Origin of the sequence: Nostoc sp. UIC 10630 (assembly GCF_010747425.1) — a bacterium.
In the GTDB taxonomy this organism is placed as follows: Bacteria; Cyanobacteriota; Cyanobacteriia; order Cyanobacteriales; family Nostocaceae; genus Nostoc.
The window spans coordinates 108,831-128,836 of sequence record NZ_JAAGOG010000001.1 but is presented as its reverse complement, the minus strand read 5'-3'; the positions used below and the strand labels follow the sequence as shown (position 1 = coordinate 128,836).

Below are 20,006 nucleotides of genomic sequence, written 5' to 3'. Positions count from 1 at the left end.
GCGCGTCAAGGGCTTCGCAAGTGGCGGAATAACGATGCTTCGCTTTTATATCTGGGGACACCCCAGACCCCACCGCCACCCTTGACCCACTCCGCATGAAAAAAATAGCCGGGGTTGTTCTTGGCTGGTCGTTTCGTTGGGAGTTTCAGTTTATGCGTTCAGTTCCATTTGCGTTCGTTGCTTCGTTGGCTGCTGACTTTGAGGCGGTCGATTGTTTCTGGCGTGAGTCTGATGTGGCTTTTACTGGCTTTGTGGCTGAGGTGTGGTTTAGTGAGTTGCGTTTGGCTGGTGAGTTTGCTACCAAGTGGGCTGCTGTGGTTGGCTATGCAGTCAAGGTGCGCTGTCCTTCTGTTGGCCCAGGTCGTTTTGTGGTTTCGGTTCCTGTCGTTGTGCCAGTTGGTGAGGTCAAGTTGGGCTTTCCTAGTCGCGGTTCTAGGTTGCAGTTAGTTCGTTAGTTGTTTGGGCGGGGCTTCGGCCCTGCTTTTTTTTGAGGTAACAGCAGTAGCCTGCGATCGCTCAAGTTTCCAAGAGAACCAACACAAGCGATGCCAACGGATGCAAGCAACGCAACGATATCACTGCATCTGGTTGCTTGGCCATCACGCCCGTTAGGGCGGGCTGTCCCCCCTTTGTTATTGAGAGTCCCTGCACGGGTGGCCAAGTCTATAAATTAAGCTGTTGCTTCGCATTTCTATACCCCTCCGTGCTTCGCACCAAGGGAGTGCTACGCAAAGACCGTTTCGGCATTTTATCACCTCCACTTCGTTCCGGTGATATGCCTACACTTGGGGTCTTGCTCCGCAATGGCACAGACTCCACTTCGTTCCGTCCGTGCAGGAGGAGAAGAATGAAGAGAAAAAGGAGAGGTAAAGGTATTCAGGTTGGTGGTGTGCCATTGGTGGCCAGTCCCCGGCGGTGGCAGCAACAGCTTAGGCTCAACAATCTCGACTTATGGCTTATGCCTGCGATCAAAGGCTTTAGGGCTGCTGTGGTCTGCCACCTATCGGGTTGGTTGCCGCCGCCAGAGTGTCTTAAAATCCTGGTTCTCTAGCTTTAGCCGGCTGCTGTCGCGGGTCAGTCGCCGGTGGTTGGTTTCACTCGCTCCCTGTCGTCTCCCCACATCCCGCGCTGTGGTTCATTGCCTCCGGGCTTACATCGTTTAACCTTCCACTCTTTTATTATCCCGCGTTTACGTGATGTTGTCAAGTATTTTCCCGTGTAAACATGGCATAATATTAATAGAGTGATAGTTAAACAAATGCAGTTACAAGAAATTTTTAAAAACTACTCAACCATTGGTTTTTCGGGTGCGCGATCGCCGGCGGGTGTTTTACCTCCTTCTGCTCTCTCCAGTGCGGCGGCGGCGGTTCCTAGTGGTGCGCGTGTGGTTGTTGGTTGCCAGCGTGGGGTAGATGCTTTCTTCCGTCAGTGCTTCCCCAAGGCTGAGGTGTTCGCGGTGGCCTCCGGCAAGTGGGGCAGTGGCAAAGGTGCTTATGCAGCGCGTTCGATTGCGTGTGTAAATGCAGTTGCGATCGCAGGCGGGTTGTGGGTGTCGTTTCCAGCTAGTGAGTGTCCCCCTGGCTTGCTGCCGTCTCCAAAGTCATCCAAGTGTTTCTCTGGTGGTGGCTCCGGCACTTGGGCATCTTTGGCTTATGCGTTAGGTTGCGGCGTTGCGTGTCTGGTTTACAGTCCGTTTGGGGTTTGGGGGCTAGAGTCAGTCCCCGGTGATCCTGGATGGTTCTCAAGTTCCTCTGACGCTAGTCAGCAGTTGTCTCTGTTTTAGTCTCCTCATCTCCCCCGATTGGTTCTGGGGGATTTTGTTTGAGATAGGCGATCGCTGCTTGTTCGAGCCATTGTGTCTGAGTCATCCCCGATTGTTCTACAGCTGCCTTGATGTCAACCTCTAGTGAAAGCGTTGGACGAAAAGCCATTGGTTTGTCCGATCGCGGCTCTTTCCCAGGCTTGACAGTAAAGCTGGTGGTGTTCTTTTTCTTTGGGTTCCTTTGTCCAGGGTTCCCTGTTCTTCCCTCAACTGCTGCCATAATCCCGTGTTTACAATTATGAAGATTTGGTAATTATGCCGCGTAAACATGGCATTTACCGCGTAAACATGGCATAATATAAGTGTAACAAAAAACCCGGTTGGTAGCCGGGTATCTATTAAAAACAAATCTGATCCTATTATGACCATTCAAGCACCATCTTCTACAAGTCAATTAGCGCTAACCCTTGAGCAGTTCGTTAGCAAGGCTGAAGCTTTCTTACAAAACCATTACACAGTCGGCAGCGACAGCCAAGACATTCAACAGATTTTAAAAGCGATCGCAGATTTACAGCTAGATGTTGACAACGAAGCTTTAGAAGCAGAGTTCGAGTTAGTTCAAGAAAAACGAGATTTGTTAAACGACTACTACAACTCAGCTTGGTTCTAACCACACAGGGGGGCTACGGCTCCCCAACAGCAAACCAATTAAAAACTAAGGCTTTAATCATGAACCTCAACGAATACCCAACTGCGATCGCCAAACTGCAAGCTGAAGTATTGGGCCTAGACCTGACCATTGAGCAGACCCACGCCACCATTAAGCAAATTGAGGCTGATATTGACTCTCAAGTTGCATTTGATACTACACTTCGCAACGACACACAACGTAAGGCCAAACGCCAAGAACTCTTAGATGAACACCTCCAATACTGGGAACAGCAGGAAATCTTGAGCCAATACCGCAGCAAGCGAGAGCAAGCTTTCATCCAGCTTTGTCTTCGCCGCAATGAGTTTTCGGTGCTGAAATTGGAAAAACGGGAAGCAATCGCTCGATTAGAACTGCAAGCCAATAGTTAACCTGTGAATGCCCCGGCATTGAACCGGGGCGCGACCCAAGTATGACATCAGAACGAGCAGCACAATATTTGGCGGCCTGCCGCAGGATTCAAGAGCTTTACCGCTACGACTACGTAAATGAGGAACTAGAAGCTTTGATGTTGTCGCCCCATTGGAAAACCATTTATGACCAGTTGAACAAGGATGAACGAAGAAGCATTCGCGGCTACCTCAACTACATTAGTGACCAAAGCTTTGGATATCTCGACACTCAAATTGAAACCATTATTGCAGTAACAGCCAGAGTCAGGCATCTGCAACAACTAGAGCTAAACGCTCGTTGGCTGGTGTGCGATCGCAATACTGGCCTGTATTGGGCAAGAGTGATTGAAAAACCTTACTGGGGCAAGAAACACCGAGCTTTTTTGTTCACCCAGGAGGAGGCCGAGTTTTGGGTGAAGAAATTCGCCAAAATCACCAAATGGTACAGGTTTACATCTGTGAAGGTTGACGCTACGCGCAGGTTAATCAAAAGCAAATTTTAGGAACACTAGGGGGAGGCGATCGCTTTCCCCCAGAACTAATACAAGGACTATTGAAGCATGACACCAGAGGAAACCCACACTTGGCTACAGATACAGCAGCGGCAAACGCTAGCACTTGAGAAAATAGCTGTTTCGCTGGAGAAGCTGACGGCGGTGGTAGAACAGCTAACCCCCAGGACTGCACCAAATTACCAATATTCGTTGGAATCGTTTAAAATCTTTGATTGGTCGGGCATTGGTGCAACTGTGGAGAAGTCTGACCAGCACGGAGCGGCGGTTGTTAGCTGGGGTGGTCAGCAGTTCATCAGGCGATCGCCGGCGAACAAGTACGACCCAGCAATCTGGTTTAGTCGTTGCACTGGGAAAGCTGAGGACGGGTCAAACGCCTACGAGCGGTTGATAACTTTTAAACCACTTTCAAAAACCGAAGTTGATCCACTGCCGGAGAAAGTTCGGGGTTTGGCGCGGCTGGACTAGCGAGGCAAGTAGACCAAGCAGCGACGGCGGCAGTAGTGGGCAACCACTTCTGCTGCTTTTTTATTCGCTTGTTTGGTCTGCTTGGGCTGGCTCAGGGGACGCTTGACCAGCCACGCTCCCGTATTTTTTTAGCGGTTCTGGAAGAAGTGGGCGATCACACATGGCTTGATTATTAATCTGTTAACAGATTTATCTGGGAATGTTTAGGCGTAGCCCACCGCAGGTATCGCTTTGGTCATCAATCTTGCTCACAAGTTTTAATTAGCTGCAAAATCAATGAAACAATTCATTTGAAAAAATACATATTTAATTTGAGCAAACTTATTTAAGGTAATACTAAAATCTCCATAAATTCATTTATGAGTAATTTTAGCTCCTCCTTATATAGACTACTAAATCATGTGCTTTTACAGAATAATTACGTACAAAAAATCTAGCAATATTAAGAACGTTGCAAGAGGGTTGTATTAAATTTTTCTAATGTAAACATCAGTCTTCTTTTCTTATTCCAAAATAAATTTATATGCTCTATTTTATTAAATGTGCTATACTGTATCTTGGGTTAAAAAAAAGAAGACTAATCTAGTAAAAACTATATTGTTATAACATTTTTTTTCTCCAAATTTTTCTAAATGCGTCTTTTGCTCGTTGTCCTCTTTTGCGAAGCGTGGCTACTGTAACAATTTCTCCACTATTAGCCAACTGACTAGCTATATATTCCCATGATCTATGTTCTAATTCTCTCCAAATTAGGAGTTGACTATCGTCAGGATTCATCTGTTGAAGAATTTCATGTACTTTAGTGGTATTCTCTTCGTACTCCAAATTAAGCTTGTTATCTTCCTTAAAGGGAAGAGTATAATAAATCACTGATTTAATAACACTATTCCATTTTTTTCTTTCTAGAGCAAGTTCTTTGATATGACGAAAACCTGTTTCTCTTAACCATGCTTTTACCTTATTGTTGGGAATCAGCTTGTTCTGCTTCTGAGCCTGATACAGACGACAAATTGCTTCAGAGATTATTTCTTCAGGTTGATACTGACCCAAAAGGTTATACTTTCGTAAATAAAAAGTAAAACTAAGAGCTAGTTTTGTGTAAAGCTCTAACTCCTTTAAGGCAGGAAAAAGCTGATCTAGCCGTGCTAATGTAATTACTCTTTCTACTATTGTGGTTTTGCTTTGGCACATTCCTATCATTGCTCCTTTGAGTGAATTTAGCGTTTATTAGAAAAAAATGTGATGTAGCTCAGTAAATAGTCATATTTAGTTTTTAATATCGTTAATACTCGTTATTTTTCCCTCTTACTTGTCTAATTAATGATTAATAGCGATACAATGTGACAGCCTAAATTTGCTTAATATAATAAGTGTTAGAAATAACAAAATCCCCAAAGAATTACTTACAGGGGCAAACTTGTCCATCAATTTGATTAGTTTGTATATATCAATACAAATAAGGCATCAACTTTGTAGCGCTAACAAAATTAAGCATTACTTAATATTTATATAGTTTTAGTGACCAATATTATTACGAAAGTGAGAAAAATTTTAGCCACTAAAAAGTAGACCTTTGCAGTTAAACTACAAAGGCCTACTTTTTATCTCAATTATTTGCCCATTATCATTACTGCTGATCTACAAACTAATGCGAAAAGTTGTAATCAAAGTGCTTACAAATGAAAATCTTTACTTTTTATGTTATTGGCTCAATTTGTGTATAGCAGTAAGTATTAAAGCCAACTTTGTCGTTTTGAATTTTAGATTTACGCAAACACCCTAATATATACATAGTTCTCTCCTCTGACTAGTCAATGATTATTAAAGTATGTACTCTAGAAACTAAGTAACCTTATTTCATCATAGACTTGGCTATGTTGATATCTTTATTAACCAAAATTTGTCTATCCTGTAAATAATGTTCCAGTATCTTTCTAAAGTGGAAAATTTCATCATCGTCTAGGTAATGAATAAAATATAAATTGCTGGAATTATTAAACAATAATTCATGAGCAATTAATTCATCTAATATGTCTATCCACCTACTTAAATCATCATCAAAATTAGACAATTCTAAAATATTAAGCAGTTTTGCTTCTTCTTCTTCAGAAAAATTTGGCAAGGATACAATTTTGTAGTATTCAAGCAGAATTTTTAGTAATTCAATACTCCAGTCAAAATCTTTTAAATCTATCAAGATATTATCAGGTTGCTCATCATCAAAGTAGTCGAATAAGCGTAGAAAATAAATTCCTTCAGAATCATAATTCATAATTTCATCATGATTGCTCTGGTAATTTAACTGAATTTTTATCTTTTCCCAATCAAGAGCCTTATTAGCAACTTTTGCAGGAGTTTTCTTAGGAAGAGTTCTTGATACAGTTTGATTCCGAATTTTTAAAGTTCTAGATTTTGGAATACTTCGTCTTTTACTCATAATTCTACTCTCATGTGCATTAAATATTAAATGATATATGCAACTAAAATGTGACATGATTTTTTTAAATCAGCATAAATGCTCAATGTTGTCACAGAAAGGCGTTTTTCTACATTGATCAGCAATTAAGCTGGAAGTGATAGAAAATGACAGACAACAAAATCAGTCGGTTAAACAGTGCTATCAAGCTACTGGCTGCGTTGTGCATAGTTGCTTCTACCTGCCTTGATCCTTCACAGCCCATTTTGAGCAAGGCAGCAATTGTTTTTAACTATCTTGATATTGTGTTACAAGTTGTTGAGAGTAATAGAAAGCAAAAGAAAGAAACGCAATCGTGACCATTTATTTCATTTACAGTAAGCCCTATTTAAGAGGGTTGTGATTACCCCAATCAGGCTAGATTTGAAACCGTAAAAAAGCTAGTTGAATTACTAGGTGGCGAACTGATACTTAGGGTAAAGCGTATTGACGAAATGCCACTTTAGCCACCAAACAATAGCTTAATGAACCTTGAATCTCTCCTGAAACTCAATCGTACTATTCGCGTTATTGGCTTTGATGATGCTCCTTTTATTCGGGGTGCTGGTGGCAATGTTTCTATAGCTGGGGTGGTGTGTGCAGGAACTCGATTTGAAGGTATGGTGTGGGGCGAAGTACAACAAGATGGTTTTGATGCCACAGAAGTCATCTGCAAGTTGTTGATTGGAAGAAAGTTTTTACCACAACTACATATCTTGTTATTAGATGGAATTGGGTTTGGCGGGTTTAACCTCGTCAATCTTCCAGAATTAGCCGACCGCCTGCAATTACCCTGCGTTACCGTGATGCGCCGCCAACCTGATTTAGTTGCTGTTGAAGAAGCTATGAATCGTCTGCCAGACTTCCAACAGCGACAGAAACTTTTGCAGCTTGCGGGCCCGATTTATGATTATTCACCATTTTTTTTCCAAGTTAGCGGTGAAGAACCTGCTGTGGTAGCTGGGGTACTTCACCGCTTAACTGACTGTGGTAAAGTGCCAGAAGCTCTACGGTTGGCACATTTAATTACATCTGCTGTCATGACTGGAGAAAGTGGCAGCTCGGCTTAAGACAAAAGACGCTCTTTAGGGAGAACGCGCACTGCTATATAATCAACTGACTTTTTTGGTTTTGGGGAATAAGGAGCGATCGCTAACAACTACTATCCTTAGTGAGGAAGCAGAGTTCTGGAGCTATCGCCAAGAGAATCTTCAAAAATGGCTCCTTTTTGAATTAAGTCACGTTTTATAGATTCAGAAATTCCTTGATTATTTGCGAATCGAGCATTTTCTACATTTGCATCACTCAGATCCGTACCGTTCATATTGACACCTCTCAGGTAAGCTCCTCTCAAGTCAGTACGACTCAAGTTGGCACGGTTCAGGTTGGCATAGCCCAGATTGGCAGCGCTCAAGTTGGCACTACTTAAGTTGGCATCAACCAAGTAGGTACGGCTCAAGTTAGCCCTACTCAAGTTAGCCCTACTCAAGTTAGCCCTACTCAAGTAGGCACCGTTCAAGTAGGCACCGTTCAAGTAGGCACCGCTCAGGTCGGCACTACTCAGGTTGGCACTACTCAGGTTGGCACCGCTCAGGTCGGCACTACTCAAGTCTCGACCCTCAGATCCCTGATTGACAATTTCCCACACCAAACGCCATTTGTTGCTAATTATTGTTGTCTCGTCAATTACGGCACGGTTCAGGATAGCACGGCTCAGGTCGGCTCCTCTCAGATCAGATCCTCTCAGGTCAGCATCAACCAAGTAGGCACGGCTCCAGTTAACAAGCCTCATATTTGCATAGCTCAGGTTGGCATCAAGCAGTCCGGCATCGCTCAGGTCTGCATCAACCAAGTAAGCACCACTCAGGTTAGCACGGTTCAGGTTAGCACGATTCAGGTTAGCACCGCTCAGGTCGGCACCGCTCAAGTCGGCACCGCTCAGGTCGGCACCGCTCAAGTCGGCACCGCTCAGGTCGGCATCACTTAAGTCGGCACCTCTTAAATTTCGATCCTTTACTGCATGATTGACAATCTTTTGTACTAAACGCCATTTATCATCGAGTTCATCACTTTCCTCACCATCTAAACCCTCATTCAAAATTTGAATATTTTCAATAGGAAAACCACTTAATTCTGCTAATTCTCCTGATTTAATGTGAGATGCAAGCCGTTTGATATCTTCTTGTGAACCCTCTATAATTAATCGGATGCTGCCTGCTTTAATATCAAGAATATTTATTGAGTCTCCTGAATATTGTCGTGCTATGGATTCAATAATTTTCCAATTGTCAATTGAATTGATATCACCTTCTAAGGTAATAACCGCTTTAATTTTTTTACTTTTTTCATCTATTACAGTTACTTTACGGTGAGATACCTGCATTTGCTCTACCACCTGTTCAGTATCAAGGCTACTATAACTATTTATCCCTAAACTTTCTGGTTGTCCTTCTTCTATTATCCCTGCAATCTCAGCCCAATTTAATTTCAGTGCTTTACATATCCTTTTAAAAGAATCAAGCTGAATTGGCTGACCTTGAAAAAATTTGGTAACTGTACTACGGCTTATAAGTTGAGATTGTGCAAAATTACTTTTTGACTCGAAACCTAACCTTCTCAAAGCATTTTCTGCCCTCTCTATACTTTGTGTTGAGGCTGCGTAGGTTATTTTCTTGTTTTTCCTAGCCTTGCTAGAGTCAGTCATGGTTTAGAAGATGTTTTATCAGCGAGTATTTACGCAATCACAACTAAGACACATGACAATCATACAGAAGACACAAGTAATTTACAAAACAATCATTGTCTAGTCAGTATTTCAAGGATTTGACTCGACAGTAGAAGTATGAAATTTAAATCCTCTGTAAAATCCATGAATAACGAACCAACTCCTAATGCTCATTCCACAATCGAACTGTCCATTACCCAAGAACGCTTGCGCCAAGCACGTTACAGTTTTAACCTGTCCTTGGTTGCCACCACAGTATCTTTCTTTATTGGATTTGTAGGCGCTGGGCTAATTTTGTCAAATAAAATTTCAGAAGGAACTGTTGCTGCTACTGGAGGTTTGGTTTCAAGTGTGCGTTGCATTCAACTTGCTAAGGACGCAAACGATAGACTTGACAAGGTTTTAGCAGAAATAAAGAACTAAAAAATTAATTGCTAAGATGACGGGCTTGACTTCCCCTCCGCAATCATACCAATTAGCGATCGCTGTTCAATCTACTCAAAGTTTATACAAGGGTGTTATCTATTACGCTGTTGTTTTCGATAATCCCAAGGGCGTTGATAATTACCTGACCATACACCTAGCTTTTTAGATTGGGCGATCACCTCCGCATTCCCAAAAGCTATTTTATTGGGACATTTCCCTACATATTGGGTGTAGATATATGCGTTTCCGCTTGATAGCTGCTCCTCATTAAGGGACTTTTCCACGCCATTCTTAGAGGAAAAAATTTCGGCTACAGTGCGACCATAGCGATCGCTTTCAATTGGCGTAATCATCACTCTACCGCCAACCTCATTAACTAGTCTCTGTAAATTAGCTTTTGATTCTTTGCCTAGTGGCTGGGCTTTTTCGGGTGCATCAATTCCACAAAACCGAATTTTTTTAGTTTCGCCACCGCGACGGACAGTTATCGTGTCTCCGTCAGCAACACTCGCAACTGTCCATTGTTGCGACAGTGCCATTGCGCGGGGTGATCTGGAATCTGCCGCAGCTTCTACAAGCGATCTAGTTTTGGGGGAAAGTGCAGCAGCGAGGGCGATGAAAGAGACGATAGAGGCAAGTAAGAAAACTGGGCTATTCAGGAGCTTTTTGGGCATTGATGATTATCTCGGCTCTTATACTTCTATTAGTTTGCCCAGTTATCTTTACTTTTATAACTTTATGGGATGCGGACTTATCACAACTGTCTGCCGGACACTTTTAATATTCTGCAAATGTCTACCAGAAGATAAGAATTTTCTTGAGCATACAATTATGATTTATGATTAACTATCTACCAGACAATTCGTTTTTATAAGTTCATTTCTGGCAGACAAGTAATTATTCTGTTATTGTGTTTAATATTCATATTTGTTTTTTAAATCTTTGTATAAATTCTAGATGTATCAGAACTAACACAGGTTGAAATAAAAGATTTATTCTTCAGTGTGCTTACCGATTTCAAAGCCATGATTTACCGACAAATATGGTGTAAAGAAACGACAAAAAGCTAGTTGGAGATTGGTAATGTATGAAAAATAAAAAGTCTCAAATAATTAAAGTAGGATTAGTTGGCACTGCTACACTTAGTGCGATCGCTAGTTCTATTTTCCCAGCTAATGCAATTCAATATGGTAGTGCCGATGTTTACCGTGTTGGCTCTGGAAGTTCGGCTGTGATCTACTTTCATGGCACAGCTTCCTCTAGCATTAGTGCTGATATTGGCTACGTGTCAAAAGTTTCCTCAAAGTTGGCTGGTAGCTGTGGTGAGATTGTGCTTTCTGGTTCTACTGTTGGGACATCACCAACACTTAAAGTCAACTCAACAACAGTCACCATTGCTTCATTACCAACTCAATTACTCCCAACTTGCACAAGTGGAAGTTTTGCAGAAAGTAGAAGCGCGAATTTTAAAACACCTGATGGTAAGGTGGTTTTAGTTGGAAATACACCAGGATCTAGCGCCACACTCGACATTCCTAAAGCGACTGTGAAAACAGTGAAGATAAACGCCTGCGGATTTGGAAGCTTTAAAGGTAGTGATTCTGCACCACTTCCAACTACTTTTAAAGTTGGCTCAACGACTTATACAGTAGCCAGTTTGCCTGATGCTATGGCAGCCCCTAAATGTACCTCTGGTATTGGCTACGTACCTGCATCTTGGCTGAGTGTTGGTGGTGGAAGCTAAATTAATAATTATTATGATTAATTAGCTATCAAAGTGAGGTTGAATTATCAACCTCACGTTTTTTTTATGGATATATGAATAAATTAATTACTTTACTTTTCTGCCTGAGTATTATTTTAATAAATCCCTTTGGTATGAATAGGGGAATGATTTGGAGTCAGCCTAAAATCCTAGCTGTTGAACTAATTACAATTGTGAATGTATTTATAATTTCTCAAAGCTCCAATTTGTTAAAGTTTTCTAAAGTTTGGAAATTAGTAGTATTCCTGTGGGGATTATTTTTGTTAATTGGGGTATTAGCAACCATTAATAGCCCCGACCCAGTGCGATCGCTCCTTGGACAATCCACCGCAAAAGATGGGCTTTTATACTGGGGATTAATTACTATATTCATGCTGAGTAATGCTCTGGTATTGAAATTAAAACCGGAGGTAGGAAAGCAGCAGCTTCAAGGGCTTTTAATTGGCGGTGTAATTCTCGCTTCAAGTATTTTTCCTCAAGTTTTCAACTGGCATATTGATTACACTGTTACATCAGGGCAACTATTCAAAAGTCACATTCTTCAAAGTGCTATTTATCGGGAGCAGCAGCCCATAGGCTTATACTCTCACAGAGGTTTTTCATCATTTACTCTAGCAGCAATAGCCATAATAGCCCTTGCAGGACGACGTAGTTCGTGGGTTAATGCGAGGTTTGCACAAGTTACTTTAATTCTAATTATCCCGGCTCTCTTGCTTACACAAACACGAGCCGGATTACTCGCCTTTGTTGTTGGTGGTGGTTATCTGTTAGGAAAAAAGCATTATAAATTGATTCTCACTGGTGCAATCGCTTGCATTTTAACCATCAGCTTATTATCCACAGCTAGAAATATTGAAAATCACTCAATTATCAATCAAATTACATCAGATAGAACTTATCTTTGGAAAATATCAACCACCAGAATCAAAATGCGTCCCTTTGGATGGGGCTTTGATGGCTTTGAAATTGCTTACCCGCATCTTCCAGACGGCACAATCAAAACTCTGCCGACGACAGCAACTAAAGCCCACAATCTGTTTATTGATTCTGCCTTATCAGTGGGAATCATAGGTTTAGGTGTGTATTTGGGGTTAATAAGTTTGTGCCTGTGGTGTGTAGTCAAATCGCCTTATAGGGATATTGGGGCAGTAGCCATCGCATACCTAATTTTCACTTTCACATGGTATGAATGCGCCCAATATACACACATATTTTGGTGGGCTTTAAGTTTCTTCGGCTATGAAAAGGTTAATCACGGCGATTTTATTAGTAATCAATCATCAGTTACCCGTTTTGGCTCAATGGACTCCAGAGTTAGAAGCTGGATTTCAAGAGCGAAAGCAGCAATATTTAAGTAAGTTTGAACCTGGAAAGTATGGAAGTACTGCTTATGAGTATGAGAAACAATCTTATCCAAGGGCGATGATTGATTTTCTTAGAGGAAACAGAGAGCAAGCGATCGCTTTTCTCCAGTCTGAAGATTTTGATTCCTCTAAGAATGGTCACGTACTAGGTTTTGATTTTTACTCTGGGTTTACTTTAAAAGGGCAGATTAGAAAATACTTTGGTTTTGGTCAGTTCCTCAATCCCAGTTATAAAACCAGGATGAGGCAAGCAATGAGGATATTTACAACCGACGATCCCTTAACTCACCACTTCCCCACACCGCGAAAGTTTTGGGAAAACTCACAGGATGATTGTGATACCTGGATTGATTGCCGCAACACAGACAACCTCCGGGCAATGCGGGAAACTAGCGCTTATTTAATGGCAGAAGAGGCTGGAAACGAGCGTACACGGCAAATATACAAATCAAGAATAGCGGCTAAGGTGCGATCACTTTACATGATTGGACAAGGTGAATGGGATAGCGAGGCTTATCTCGGTCACGGATTGACCACCTATGTGAACTTGTATGATTTTGCCAAAGATGAGGAAGTGAGAGCGATCGCTAAATCAGCCTTAGATTGGTTTACTATTACGGGTGCATTGAAATATTGGCGTGGTGGATTTGGTGGGCCATCAAAACGTGATTACAGTGATGGTAATTGTGTTTGGTGTTCTGGTGCATCCCGCGCACTGGGTCTATATTTTGGTGATTCACCAGTACAGGATAATACACAGGATTCTGATTTAGTCCACCTTGTTACCAGTTCTTACCGTCCGCCACTAGCAGCTGTGGCACTAGCACAGAAGCAGTTTACTAAACCACTGGAACTGCTCAACTCAAAACCGACTTATGAGAACTGGAAACCTGGAGGAAGTGACCAGCCACAGTTTTATGAAACTCTGTATTTTGGTAACAGTTTTCAGCTTGGTACACTAGCGCAAGGTTCTGGCGGAGACTGGAACGGGTTTAAATTGATGGCTTACAACTCACGCCGAGGCGTTGATTATTTTATTGCAGCATCAGGTAGTGATGCTGATAAGATATCAACCTCATCGCAGGGTAATAATGCGATCGCACAATATCAGAATTTAGCAATCTGGTTGAATGATAAACCTGCACCGGCAGTTCCTCATGGGGGAAACCCCCAAGACCGGACTGCCTCACCTTTTCAATTCTTCCTGCCTAAGTCTGCTCAAATTGAGATTCTTAGAGGAAACCTGTTTATTAAATTAGAGAAAACATGGCTTGCGATCGCTCCAATTAACCTGCAATTTGGTGCTGTTAACAACAATGTGAAACGCTATCCAGATGACCAGATTTTAACTGCCACTGCTACAGGCAAAGGGATTAGTGGCTTTGGCTTAGAAATTGGAGAAAAGGAAAGTTACGGCACTTGGGAGAAGTTTAAGCGGTTAATATTAATCAATTCTCAGTTGAAAGTAGGTGATCGCGTTGAGTATATATCCTCTAAGAATATTAGATTGAAGCTACAACACCAGGGACGAGAACTGCCCAAAGTTTGGAGAAACGGACAGCTTCACGACTGGCGTTGGCGCAGCCCGCCGCAGGCATCGCATTATGATGTATACAAAAGCGATAAACCCCTCATTTACCAAGGCTGGAAGAGTGGTAAATTAAATCTCCGCATCCTTAACGCTAAGAACCAGCAATTTAATTGTAAATAGCGATCGCCTCATCTTTGCCCATGCTCTATAGGTTGAAGCTTTCTGATTATCTAAAGTATTTTGTCTGGTTAAATAAGTTTTGGTGTCAGAGTTGCCGCGAACATAACGCAATTCAAAAACTTTGAACTGGTCAATTGCCCTTGACCCTACTACCTGAGCAGTTTGAAAATCAGTCCGCGCCTCATCAAAAGCAATTAATGATTGAGCTACTTTATCCTGAATTGTATCTGCTGTGATCAAATTAGACTAAAGTCGATAGCGTATGCATTTTGATAAATTGTAAAATTTGTTTGGTAAAAATGCCTAGCACAATAATCACGGCTGTACCCATTAATGATGGAAGGGTGAGATGAGCGATCGCACGTTTGGGCGCAAGAAAGCAACTACATCAACTTTTTCCAATCCGTCCCTTGTTTCACCACATACTCCGATCCTGGCGAACCCAGTGCGGGGCTTTGGTTTACTAACGAATAATATAATTCAAGCACAAACCTCAGAATCAACCGACCAGCAAGAAGCACAGGCAGCTGATGAGAGATCCAAGTTATTACAAGCCCTTGAGCAACCGTCTTTTGGTCATGATATTAGCCGCATAGCATTGCGTCGTCCCCAAGCAAAATTGACGGTGGGAGAACCAGGGGACAAATATGAGCAGGAAGCGGATTGGATGGCAAATCAGGTAATGCGGATGGTTGTGCCAGATAAAGTTAACGCTCAAAGTGTACAGTCTGTACAAGATTCCTTGCAGCGCAAATGTGCAGCCTGTGAACAGGAAGAAGACAAAGTACAAACTAAACCATCCATACAAACGGCTACTGATGGTGGCTTACAGGCAGGGAGTAATATTGAAAGTCGGCTCAATAGCAGTAAAGGTGGGGGCAGCCCGCTACCGGATGAGGTGCGATCGTTCATGGAACCCCGCTTTGGCGCTGATTTCAGCCAGGTGCGGGTGCATACAGGCAGCGAAGCCGTGCAGATGAACCAGGATTTGAATGCTCAAGCATTTACCCACAAGCAGGATGTTTACTTTGGTGCGGGGAAGGCTCCTGCGAAGGATGCTTTGACTGCTCATGAGTTGACCCATGTGGTGCAGCAAACGGGTGCAGTTCAGACAAAACAAATTTCTGAACAGCCAATTGTTCAGTTAAAGTGTTCAGCTTGCGAAAACGAGGAAGCGGAAGTACAAAGGTCTCCCAATGTATCAGCAATTTCTGAGCCTGGGATACAAAGGTGGTCACTTTTTGAAGATGACGAAGAAAAGAAAGAATTAGAAGGTAGTTCAGGCGGGGGTGTTTTAGACTGGGCGAAAGAGAAAGCCAGTGGAGCGGTTGATTCTGTTAGCCAAGCTGGAGGTGATGCCGTTGATTGGGCGAAAGAGAAAGGTGGTGCAGCCGTAGATACCGTTACTCAAGCTGGAGGTGATGCCGTTGATTGGGCGAAGCAGAAAGGTGGTGCAGTAGTAGATACTGTCACCCAAGCGGGTAGTGATGCCGTTGATTGGGCGAAGCAGAAAGGTGGTGCAGCCGTCGATACTGTCACTCAAGCGGGTAGTGATATTTATAACTGGGCAAAAGAGAAAGCCAGCGCACTTGTGCAGATTAGTGGAGCAATTCAGAAAATTTCTGGGCAAGAGTTCCTCTCTTTAACAGACAACCAAATAGCAACTTTAAATGGGTATTTTGCAACATTGCGTGAAAAATCACAAGGTTCAATAAACCTGCCTGGAATTGTTGCACAAACAGATTCCGTACTTTCCGCAACTACTCCCGGAAGAAACTTAGTTTCGGTATCTACCATCGAATCTATTTTGCTAAATTTGCAGTCATCAATCTCTGCTCCTTTTTTGTCTCCTGATCCAGTCTCTAGCGCTTCTGATTCAGGGATTGCTCAAGATAGCATTCAACGAACCGTCCTCGCTCCGCCACTTGTAGGTGCAGGAATAGGTGCAGGAGTAGGTGGGCCTCCAGGTGCAGTTATTGGATTTGTCATAGGTATTATAGTTTTAATTATTATGATAATCGTGGCCGCGCCCTTGATAGCGAAAAAGATAGAAGACGATAAAGATAAAGAAAAGGAAAAGGAAAAAGAGAAAGAGGAAAAGAAAAAGAAGAGTCAAAAGTGTTCGGACGAAGTTGTTACCACTCTTAATCAGGAATTGCACGAATCGTGCGATAAAAAAAGAAGCTGTTCACTTCAAGGTGATGACTGTACTTCTGCCACAGCCAAGGTTTCAGCAGGCATGGGTTGTGTTGCTGGACGGACAGCGCTTCAGCAAAAGTGCTTCTCAAAAGACGATCCAGGTTTTGGAGATCACATGAAACAGATAGCTGAGGCTAGTGCTTCCCTTCGGAACTGCATAGAAGTAATGCATGAGAAGTGTGGCGATCGCAAATGAAAAACGGAGGGAGGTGGTGGGCATATTTTCGTCCATCCCCCTCAAATCTCCGCATCCTTGACACTCAGCACAAGCAACTTGATTTCAAATAAACTACGTCTCATCTTCGCCCAGGCTCTATAAGTTTGGGCTTTTGTATTGTCTAAAGAATTCTGTCTCGTCAGGTAACTTTCAGTATCACTATTACCTCTTACATAGCGTAGTTCAAACACTTTGAACTGATCAACTGCCCTACTTGCTACTACCTGGGCGGTTTGAAAGTCTGTCCTTGCCTCATCAAAGCTGATAAGTGATTGGGCTACTTTATCCCTGATAGTATCTGCCAATTGTGCGCGGCTGCGTTGAAGTTCTGCTACCTTTACCTGTAAATCAGAAATTTGAATTGCTCGACTTTGTGCTTGATCATTGCCACCTTGAATACCTTGAAAAAGGGGTATACCAATCACATTCAACAACCCATTAATTAAGTTTGTTTTACCACTAAATATCCCGGCCAAATTATCAATTAATCCTGTACCTGCCGCTTGTGGTTGCCCTGCTGTGGGAGTAGGGCCTAAAAGATATTGCAGCGCCGGAGTAAGAATTGCTAGCCGGATAGATTTTTGATTTCCCGCTTTCGCCTCATTAATCCGGTCATTAGCTTCGGTGATGCGGGTATCAATTTCTTTTAGTAGGGGACTTTGTGCGATCGCTTTCTCCTGAAGTTGCTGTAAGCACACAGCCGACGTTTCAAGACACGGCAACCCCCCGCGTAGTAGCCGCCACATATCATCATTCATTTCCCTCTCAAGAATCACATCAATGCTGGGCTTATTAAAAGGATTTTGCTCAGGTTTTGGAAGTTTAGAATCAGCATCCTGATCAGCCTGCTGTGCCTCCTCTGGCGTTAATTCCTCCTGTGGCTGAACTTCAGGGGTTGTCTTGTCCGGTGTCTCGGAATTTTCCCCACTTGGCGCTGTTGGCAAGGTTTTCGGGCTTTTAGTGGCTGGTACTTTGATTGGGACTGGTGGGGGTGACTGTGCTTGTACTTCCCCCATTCTTAGAGGAAACAGTAGCAGCGCTAATAGTAATAGTTGTGGTGTACTTGCCATTTACCCCAGTCCACGGTTTTATGCGCTTAATGTAACCATTACGGGGCGATCGCAACATCGGGATTTGTGCTAGTTTATCCTCGATTGTGGCTAGGGAAATATTGAGTTGAGCTAGTTGGTAATCCCTATCTCTTACAGACTGAGCATATTGCTGCTGTTGCCGTGAATATTCTTGCTGTGTCTGATTCTCTTGCTGTTGCCGTCTCGCCTCGTTGAGATTTGCATCATATTCTGTTAATTGACGACGGTTTTGGGCAGCAACTAAGCGAGACTCTGCAACCTCCAAATCAGACTGCGCCAATCTTACATTTATCTGAAGCTGTTGTAATTCCTGCTGCTGGAGGATAGCAGAAGCGTTGAGCTTGGCTTTGCTCTGGTCAAGCGCGGAGTTAGCCTGATCCATTTCCGATTGCAACTGCTTTAATTTAGCCTCCTCATGTTGCAGAATTTCAGTTGAAAGTTTCATATCACGCATCGACTGAATCATTTGCTCTTGTTCTGCAACCTTTTGGGATGCAATCTGAAATCCCGCTTCAGCATTTTCAGATTCAGCCCGTCGCTCTGGATTATCAGTTTTTAATAGCTCTGTACGTGCTTCCAGTAAGGATTGAGCCTGGGATAACTTCATTTTAGATTGTGCGATCGCTGCACTTTCCTCTGAGAAAATAGCTGGTGGTAACGGCTTTAGCCCTAGTGCTTGGGTAGGTTTGAAGGGTTCAGGAATGACCTTGCTTTTAAGATTATCAATTTGCAACTTGACAGATTTTTTCTGTTTATCCAAGCGATCGCGCTCTGTGGAGTTATCAGATATTACATCACCTTTTTTAATTTCTTGATTAAGTTTGACCTTGAAAAATGAGGGATTATCAACACTAATACTCATTCTTAAAGGGCGGTTCTGCTGAAGGATTGAAATAGCAGAATCGTCTACTTCTTCCTCTACTGCATCAGGCTTAGTAGTTTCAACAACAGCCTTTTTATTAGATTCTGCAACTGCTGTTTGATTCTGGGGATAATATTTAGTTGTAAAAATTAGTCCAGCTAGCCCAATGCAAAGATAAGTAATTAAATTATTGATATTAAATTCTTTCATAATATGGTTTTATATTAACTTGGTATCCATCCTTGCCCATTCTCACCAAGGCTTGAAGTGGTTGCAAATTACCTACTAAACTATCAGAAAAGCGAAAACATGATGCAACCGCCTTAACTTCTGTCTGATCGACAGGTAAAACAATCTTAGTTGCACTATTTGCAATAATTTCTTTACTCATTTGCTCTTTTAGCTGAGAAGCCACTCCAGCACAAAGCCCATATTTACGGCCATCTCCAAAAACAATATTTAAAGTTCTAGATGACTTAAGTTCTTTGACTTCATCAATAAATGTGTACGTCCTGGGAATTTTTCCTTCAATTTCCCCCATGATGCGGTGAGCATCCATTACTTGTTTGATAATGGCTTCAGATGCGATCGCACCTAATCCAGGAACCTTACCCAATGCTGACAAATCAAACCTGATAATCTGAGCATCTAGCGACGGTTGCGGACGAGTGAAGATACCATACTCAAACATCGCCGCTAGCTTAAGGGCAAGTTTAGAAGATTCTTTGCAGCCGTCCTCAATTCTATTTTCTATCTCCTCTCGCACATCAGCGAATGTTGGAGGTTCACGCCTCCAGGTGGCGGGTTCATCTTGAATAATTCCCCTTTGTTTGTAACAAGTGGTCAGGATGTCGATGATTAGCCCTTCCTGGTTCACGCCCATTGTGAGCGCTTTTTTGAGGATGGCTGCAACTGCGATCGCTTGTAGTGATGGCCCCCCGCCTTTAGTATCTAAATCAATTATTAAAGGGTTGATGCCATAGGGTGATTCCATGTTGAGGGGATAGCATACCTCATTTGGTAGCCCTAAATCCCCATGAAAATCTATGCTTATGCAGCGTACACTCGGATAGAAGCGCGGGAGTTCATAAGCGATCGCTTTCAGAGTTTGGGTTTTCCCAGAGCCAGAAGCGCCAATGATAGCAAAGTGACCATTAGGTAAATTCGCAGGATTCCAGTAAACTTTGTCACCCAACAAAATACCGTCTGTTGCTGATTCTGTAGTACTTTTCTTAGATTGATTAGGCTTTAAGGTGGCTGCTGGTAGTGGTTTAGGGGGCATCGGGTTATTAAGTTAGGAGTAGGGAATAGAGAATGGGGAATTAGGATTTAGATTTTAGATTTTAGA

24 protein-coding genes are annotated in these 20,006 nt (G+C 42.6%); 14 read left to right on the top strand and 10 right to left on the bottom strand.

Translation table 11 applies throughout. The features are described 5' to 3' along the window. Positions 1–95: 95 nt before the first annotated feature. Complete coding sequence (locus G1O98_RS00750) at positions 96–455, top strand: hypothetical protein (RefSeq protein WP_243458311.1); 360 nt, start codon at positions 96–98, stop codon at positions 453–455. Here G1O98_RS00750 and G1O98_RS00745 read toward each other — a convergent pair. Further along, complete coding sequence (locus G1O98_RS00745; RefSeq protein ID WP_163926713.1) at positions 452–661, bottom strand: hypothetical protein; 210 nt, start codon at positions 659–661, stop codon at positions 452–454. The genes G1O98_RS00750 and G1O98_RS00745 overlap by 4 nt on opposite strands. A 186-nt stretch (positions 662–847) precedes the next feature. Between G1O98_RS00745 and G1O98_RS00740 the strand changes: the two genes are divergently transcribed. Together G1O98_RS00740 and G1O98_RS00735 are read left to right on the top strand one after the other, a co-directional pair. Beyond that, positions 848–1,051 (top strand): hypothetical protein, encoded by a 204-nt coding sequence (locus G1O98_RS00740; protein WP_163926712.1) that lies wholly within the window; start codon positions 848–850, stop codon positions 1,049–1,051. 207 nt (positions 1,052–1,258) lie between these two features. Beyond that, positions 1,259–1,783, top strand: coding sequence for a hypothetical protein (locus G1O98_RS00735; protein WP_163926711.1), 525 nt, complete (start codon positions 1,259–1,261; stop codon positions 1,781–1,783). On the opposite strand, the gene G1O98_RS00730 is transcribed toward G1O98_RS00735, so the two are convergent. Continuing rightward, entirely contained in the window at positions 1,758–2,042 is a 285-nt protein-coding gene (locus tag G1O98_RS00730) for a hypothetical protein (protein WP_163926710.1), read from the bottom strand. The genes G1O98_RS00735 and G1O98_RS00730 overlap by 26 nt on opposite strands. Positions 2,043–2,183: 141 nt before the next feature. Here G1O98_RS00730 and G1O98_RS00725 point away from each other — a divergent pair, with 141 nt between their 5' ends. Genes G1O98_RS00725 through G1O98_RS00710 form a run of 4 tightly spaced genes read left to right on the top strand, consistent with a single transcriptional unit; the run spans position 2,184 to position 3,843 of the window. Continuing rightward, positions 2,184–2,432, top strand: a complete 249-nt coding sequence (locus G1O98_RS00725) for a hypothetical protein (protein WP_163926709.1) — start codon at positions 2,184–2,186, stop codon at positions 2,430–2,432. A gap of 59 nt (positions 2,433–2,491) precedes the next feature. Beyond that, positions 2,492–2,842 (top strand): hypothetical protein, encoded by a 351-nt coding sequence (locus G1O98_RS00720; protein WP_163926708.1) that lies wholly within the window; start codon positions 2,492–2,494, stop codon positions 2,840–2,842. Between the two features lie 41 nt (positions 2,843–2,883). Further along, positions 2,884–3,366, top strand: coding sequence for a hypothetical protein (locus tag G1O98_RS00715; RefSeq protein WP_163926707.1), 483 nt, complete (start codon positions 2,884–2,886; stop codon positions 3,364–3,366). Positions 3,367–3,423: 57 nt separating this feature from the next. After that, complete coding sequence (locus G1O98_RS00710) at positions 3,424–3,843, top strand: single-stranded DNA-binding protein (protein ID WP_163926706.1); 420 nt, start codon at positions 3,424–3,426, stop codon at positions 3,841–3,843. 600 nt (positions 3,844–4,443) lie between these two features. Here G1O98_RS00710 and G1O98_RS00705 read toward each other — a convergent pair. Together G1O98_RS00705 and G1O98_RS00700 are read right to left on the bottom strand one after the other, a co-directional pair. Then, entirely contained in the window at positions 4,444–5,034 is a 591-nt protein-coding gene (locus G1O98_RS00705) for a sigma-70 family RNA polymerase sigma factor (RefSeq protein ID WP_163926705.1), read from the bottom strand. Positions 5,035–5,695: 661 nt separating this feature from the next. After that, positions 5,696–6,280: a hypothetical protein gene (locus tag G1O98_RS00700; RefSeq protein ID WP_163926704.1), complete on the bottom strand. Its 585-nt coding sequence runs from the start codon at positions 6,278–6,280 to the stop codon at positions 5,696–5,698. Positions 6,281–6,426: 146 nt separating this feature from the next. Between G1O98_RS00700 and G1O98_RS00695 the strand changes: the two genes are divergently transcribed. Both G1O98_RS00695 and G1O98_RS00690 read left to right on the top strand, forming a co-directional pair. Next, the gene (locus G1O98_RS00695) at positions 6,427–6,618 is read left to right on the top strand and encodes a hypothetical protein (RefSeq protein WP_163926703.1); all 192 of its coding nucleotides are present in this window, start codon (positions 6,427–6,429) and stop codon (positions 6,616–6,618) included. 165 nt (positions 6,619–6,783) lie between these two features. After that, entirely contained in the window at positions 6,784–7,368 is a 585-nt protein-coding gene (locus tag G1O98_RS00690) for a DUF99 family protein (protein ID WP_163926702.1), read from the top strand. A gap of 98 nt (positions 7,369–7,466) precedes the next feature. Here the strand turns inward: G1O98_RS00690 and G1O98_RS00685 are convergent, their stop codons facing one another. Next, positions 7,467–9,002 carry a pentapeptide repeat-containing protein gene (locus G1O98_RS00685; protein WP_163926701.1) on the bottom strand — a complete coding sequence of 512 codons (1,536 nt, stop codon included), beginning with the start codon at positions 9,000–9,002 and terminating at the stop codon, positions 7,467–7,469. Positions 9,003–9,167: 165 nt separating this feature from the next. On the opposite strand from G1O98_RS00685, the gene G1O98_RS00680 reads away from it, so the two are divergent. Then, positions 9,168–9,446, top strand: a complete 279-nt coding sequence (locus G1O98_RS00680) for a hypothetical protein (protein WP_163926700.1) — start codon at positions 9,168–9,170, stop codon at positions 9,444–9,446. Positions 9,447–9,541: 95 nt separating this feature from the next. Here the strand turns inward: G1O98_RS00680 and G1O98_RS00675 are convergent, their stop codons facing one another. Continuing rightward, positions 9,542–10,123 carry a thermonuclease family protein gene (locus tag G1O98_RS00675; RefSeq protein ID WP_243458310.1) on the bottom strand — a complete coding sequence of 194 codons (582 nt, stop codon included), beginning with the start codon at positions 10,121–10,123 and terminating at the stop codon, positions 9,542–9,544. A 413-nt stretch (positions 10,124–10,536) separates the two neighbouring features. On the opposite strand from G1O98_RS00675, the gene G1O98_RS00670 reads away from it, so the two are divergent. The 3 genes from G1O98_RS00670 (at position 10,537) to G1O98_RS00660 (ending at position 14,289) form a co-directional block, all read left to right on the top strand. Beyond that, entirely contained in the window at positions 10,537–11,193 is a 657-nt protein-coding gene (locus tag G1O98_RS00670) for a hypothetical protein (RefSeq protein WP_163926699.1), read from the top strand. Positions 11,194–11,387: 194 nt separating this feature from the next. Continuing rightward, positions 11,388–12,572, top strand: coding sequence for an O-antigen ligase family protein (locus G1O98_RS00665; RefSeq protein WP_345940513.1), 1,185 nt, complete (start codon positions 11,388–11,390; stop codon positions 12,570–12,572). Further along, a complete protein-coding gene (locus tag G1O98_RS00660; protein ID WP_243458309.1) occupies positions 12,454–14,289 on the top strand; it encodes a hypothetical protein in 1,836 nt (611 codons plus the stop codon). The genes G1O98_RS00665 and G1O98_RS00660 overlap by 119 nt, the downstream gene beginning before the upstream one ends. On the opposite strand, the gene G1O98_RS00655 is transcribed toward G1O98_RS00660, so the two are convergent. Next, positions 14,239–14,529: a hypothetical protein gene (locus tag G1O98_RS00655; RefSeq protein WP_243458308.1), complete on the bottom strand. Its 291-nt coding sequence runs from the start codon at positions 14,527–14,529 to the stop codon at positions 14,239–14,241. The genes G1O98_RS00660 and G1O98_RS00655 overlap by 51 nt on opposite strands. Before the next feature lie 109 nt (positions 14,530–14,638). On the opposite strand from G1O98_RS00655, the gene G1O98_RS00650 reads away from it, so the two are divergent. Next, on the top strand, positions 14,639–16,684 hold the full coding sequence (locus tag G1O98_RS00650; protein ID WP_163926698.1) for a DUF4157 domain-containing protein: 2,046 nt from the start codon (positions 14,639–14,641) through the stop codon (positions 16,682–16,684). A gap of 41 nt (positions 16,685–16,725) precedes the next feature. Here G1O98_RS00650 and G1O98_RS00645 read toward each other — a convergent pair whose 3' ends face one another. The 3 genes from G1O98_RS00645 to G1O98_RS00635 are packed head-to-tail and all read right to left on the bottom strand — an operon-like array spanning position 16,726 to position 19,940. Next, positions 16,726–17,649, bottom strand: coding sequence for a TolC family protein (locus G1O98_RS00645; RefSeq protein WP_243458307.1), 924 nt, complete (start codon positions 17,647–17,649; stop codon positions 16,726–16,728). Between the two features lie 13 nt (positions 17,650–17,662). Beyond that, positions 17,663–18,868 carry a hypothetical protein gene (locus tag G1O98_RS00640; protein ID WP_163926696.1) on the bottom strand — a complete coding sequence of 402 codons (1,206 nt, stop codon included), beginning with the start codon at positions 18,866–18,868 and terminating at the stop codon, positions 17,663–17,665. Beyond that, the gene (locus G1O98_RS00635) at positions 18,855–19,940 is read right to left on the bottom strand and encodes a DUF87 domain-containing protein (protein WP_163926695.1); all 1,086 of its coding nucleotides are present in this window, start codon (positions 19,938–19,940) and stop codon (positions 18,855–18,857) included. Before G1O98_RS00635 ends, G1O98_RS00640 begins: the two co-directional genes overlap by 14 nt. Positions 19,941–20,006: the final 66 nt, after the last annotated feature.

Excerpts from the sequence above, each read along its gene's own strand:
- G1O98_RS00750 (WP_243458311.1), top strand. The coding sequence starts at position 96 with ATGAAAAAAATAGCCGGGGTTGTTCTTGGCTGGTCGTTTCGTTGGGAG.
- G1O98_RS00740 (WP_163926712.1), top strand. The coding sequence starts at position 848 with ATGAAGAGAAAAAGGAGAGGTAAAGGTATTCAGGTTGGTGGTGTGCCA.
- G1O98_RS00735 (WP_163926711.1), top strand. The coding sequence starts at position 1,259 with ATGCAGTTACAAGAAATTTTTAAAAACTACTCAACCATTGGTTTTTCG.
- G1O98_RS00730 (WP_163926710.1), bottom strand. The coding sequence starts at position 2,042 with ATGGCAGCAGTTGAGGGAAGAACAGGGAACCCTGGACAAAGGAACCCA.
- G1O98_RS00725 (WP_163926709.1), top strand. The coding sequence starts at position 2,184 with ATGACCATTCAAGCACCATCTTCTACAAGTCAATTAGCGCTAACCCTT.
- G1O98_RS00720 (WP_163926708.1), top strand. The coding sequence starts at position 2,492 with ATGAACCTCAACGAATACCCAACTGCGATCGCCAAACTGCAAGCTGAA.
- G1O98_RS00715 (WP_163926707.1), top strand. The coding sequence starts at position 2,884 with ATGACATCAGAACGAGCAGCACAATATTTGGCGGCCTGCCGCAGGATT.
- G1O98_RS00710 (WP_163926706.1), top strand. The coding sequence starts at position 3,424 with ATGACACCAGAGGAAACCCACACTTGGCTACAGATACAGCAGCGGCAA.
- G1O98_RS00705 (WP_163926705.1), bottom strand. The coding sequence starts at position 5,034 with ATGTGCCAAAGCAAAACCACAATAGTAGAAAGAGTAATTACATTAGCA.
- G1O98_RS00700 (WP_163926704.1), bottom strand. The coding sequence starts at position 6,280 with ATGAGTAAAAGACGAAGTATTCCAAAATCTAGAACTTTAAAAATTCGG.
- G1O98_RS00695 (WP_163926703.1), top strand. The coding sequence starts at position 6,427 with ATGACAGACAACAAAATCAGTCGGTTAAACAGTGCTATCAAGCTACTG.
- G1O98_RS00690 (WP_163926702.1), top strand. The coding sequence starts at position 6,784 with ATGAACCTTGAATCTCTCCTGAAACTCAATCGTACTATTCGCGTTATT.
- G1O98_RS00685 (WP_163926701.1), bottom strand. The coding sequence starts at position 9,002 with ATGACTGACTCTAGCAAGGCTAGGAAAAACAAGAAAATAACCTACGCA.
- G1O98_RS00680 (WP_163926700.1), top strand. The coding sequence starts at position 9,168 with ATGAATAACGAACCAACTCCTAATGCTCATTCCACAATCGAACTGTCC.
- G1O98_RS00675 (WP_243458310.1), bottom strand. The coding sequence starts at position 10,123 with ATGCCCAAAAAGCTCCTGAATAGCCCAGTTTTCTTACTTGCCTCTATC.
- G1O98_RS00670 (WP_163926699.1), top strand. The coding sequence starts at position 10,537 with ATGAAAAATAAAAAGTCTCAAATAATTAAAGTAGGATTAGTTGGCACT.
- G1O98_RS00660 (WP_243458309.1), top strand. The coding sequence starts at position 12,454 with ATGAAAAGGTTAATCACGGCGATTTTATTAGTAATCAATCATCAGTTA.
- G1O98_RS00650 (WP_163926698.1), top strand. The coding sequence starts at position 14,639 with ATGAGCGATCGCACGTTTGGGCGCAAGAAAGCAACTACATCAACTTTT.
- G1O98_RS00640 (WP_163926696.1), bottom strand. The coding sequence starts at position 18,868 with ATGAAAGAATTTAATATCAATAATTTAATTACTTATCTTTGCATTGGG.
- G1O98_RS00635 (WP_163926695.1), bottom strand. The coding sequence starts at position 19,940 with ATGCCCCCTAAACCACTACCAGCAGCCACCTTAAAGCCTAATCAATCT.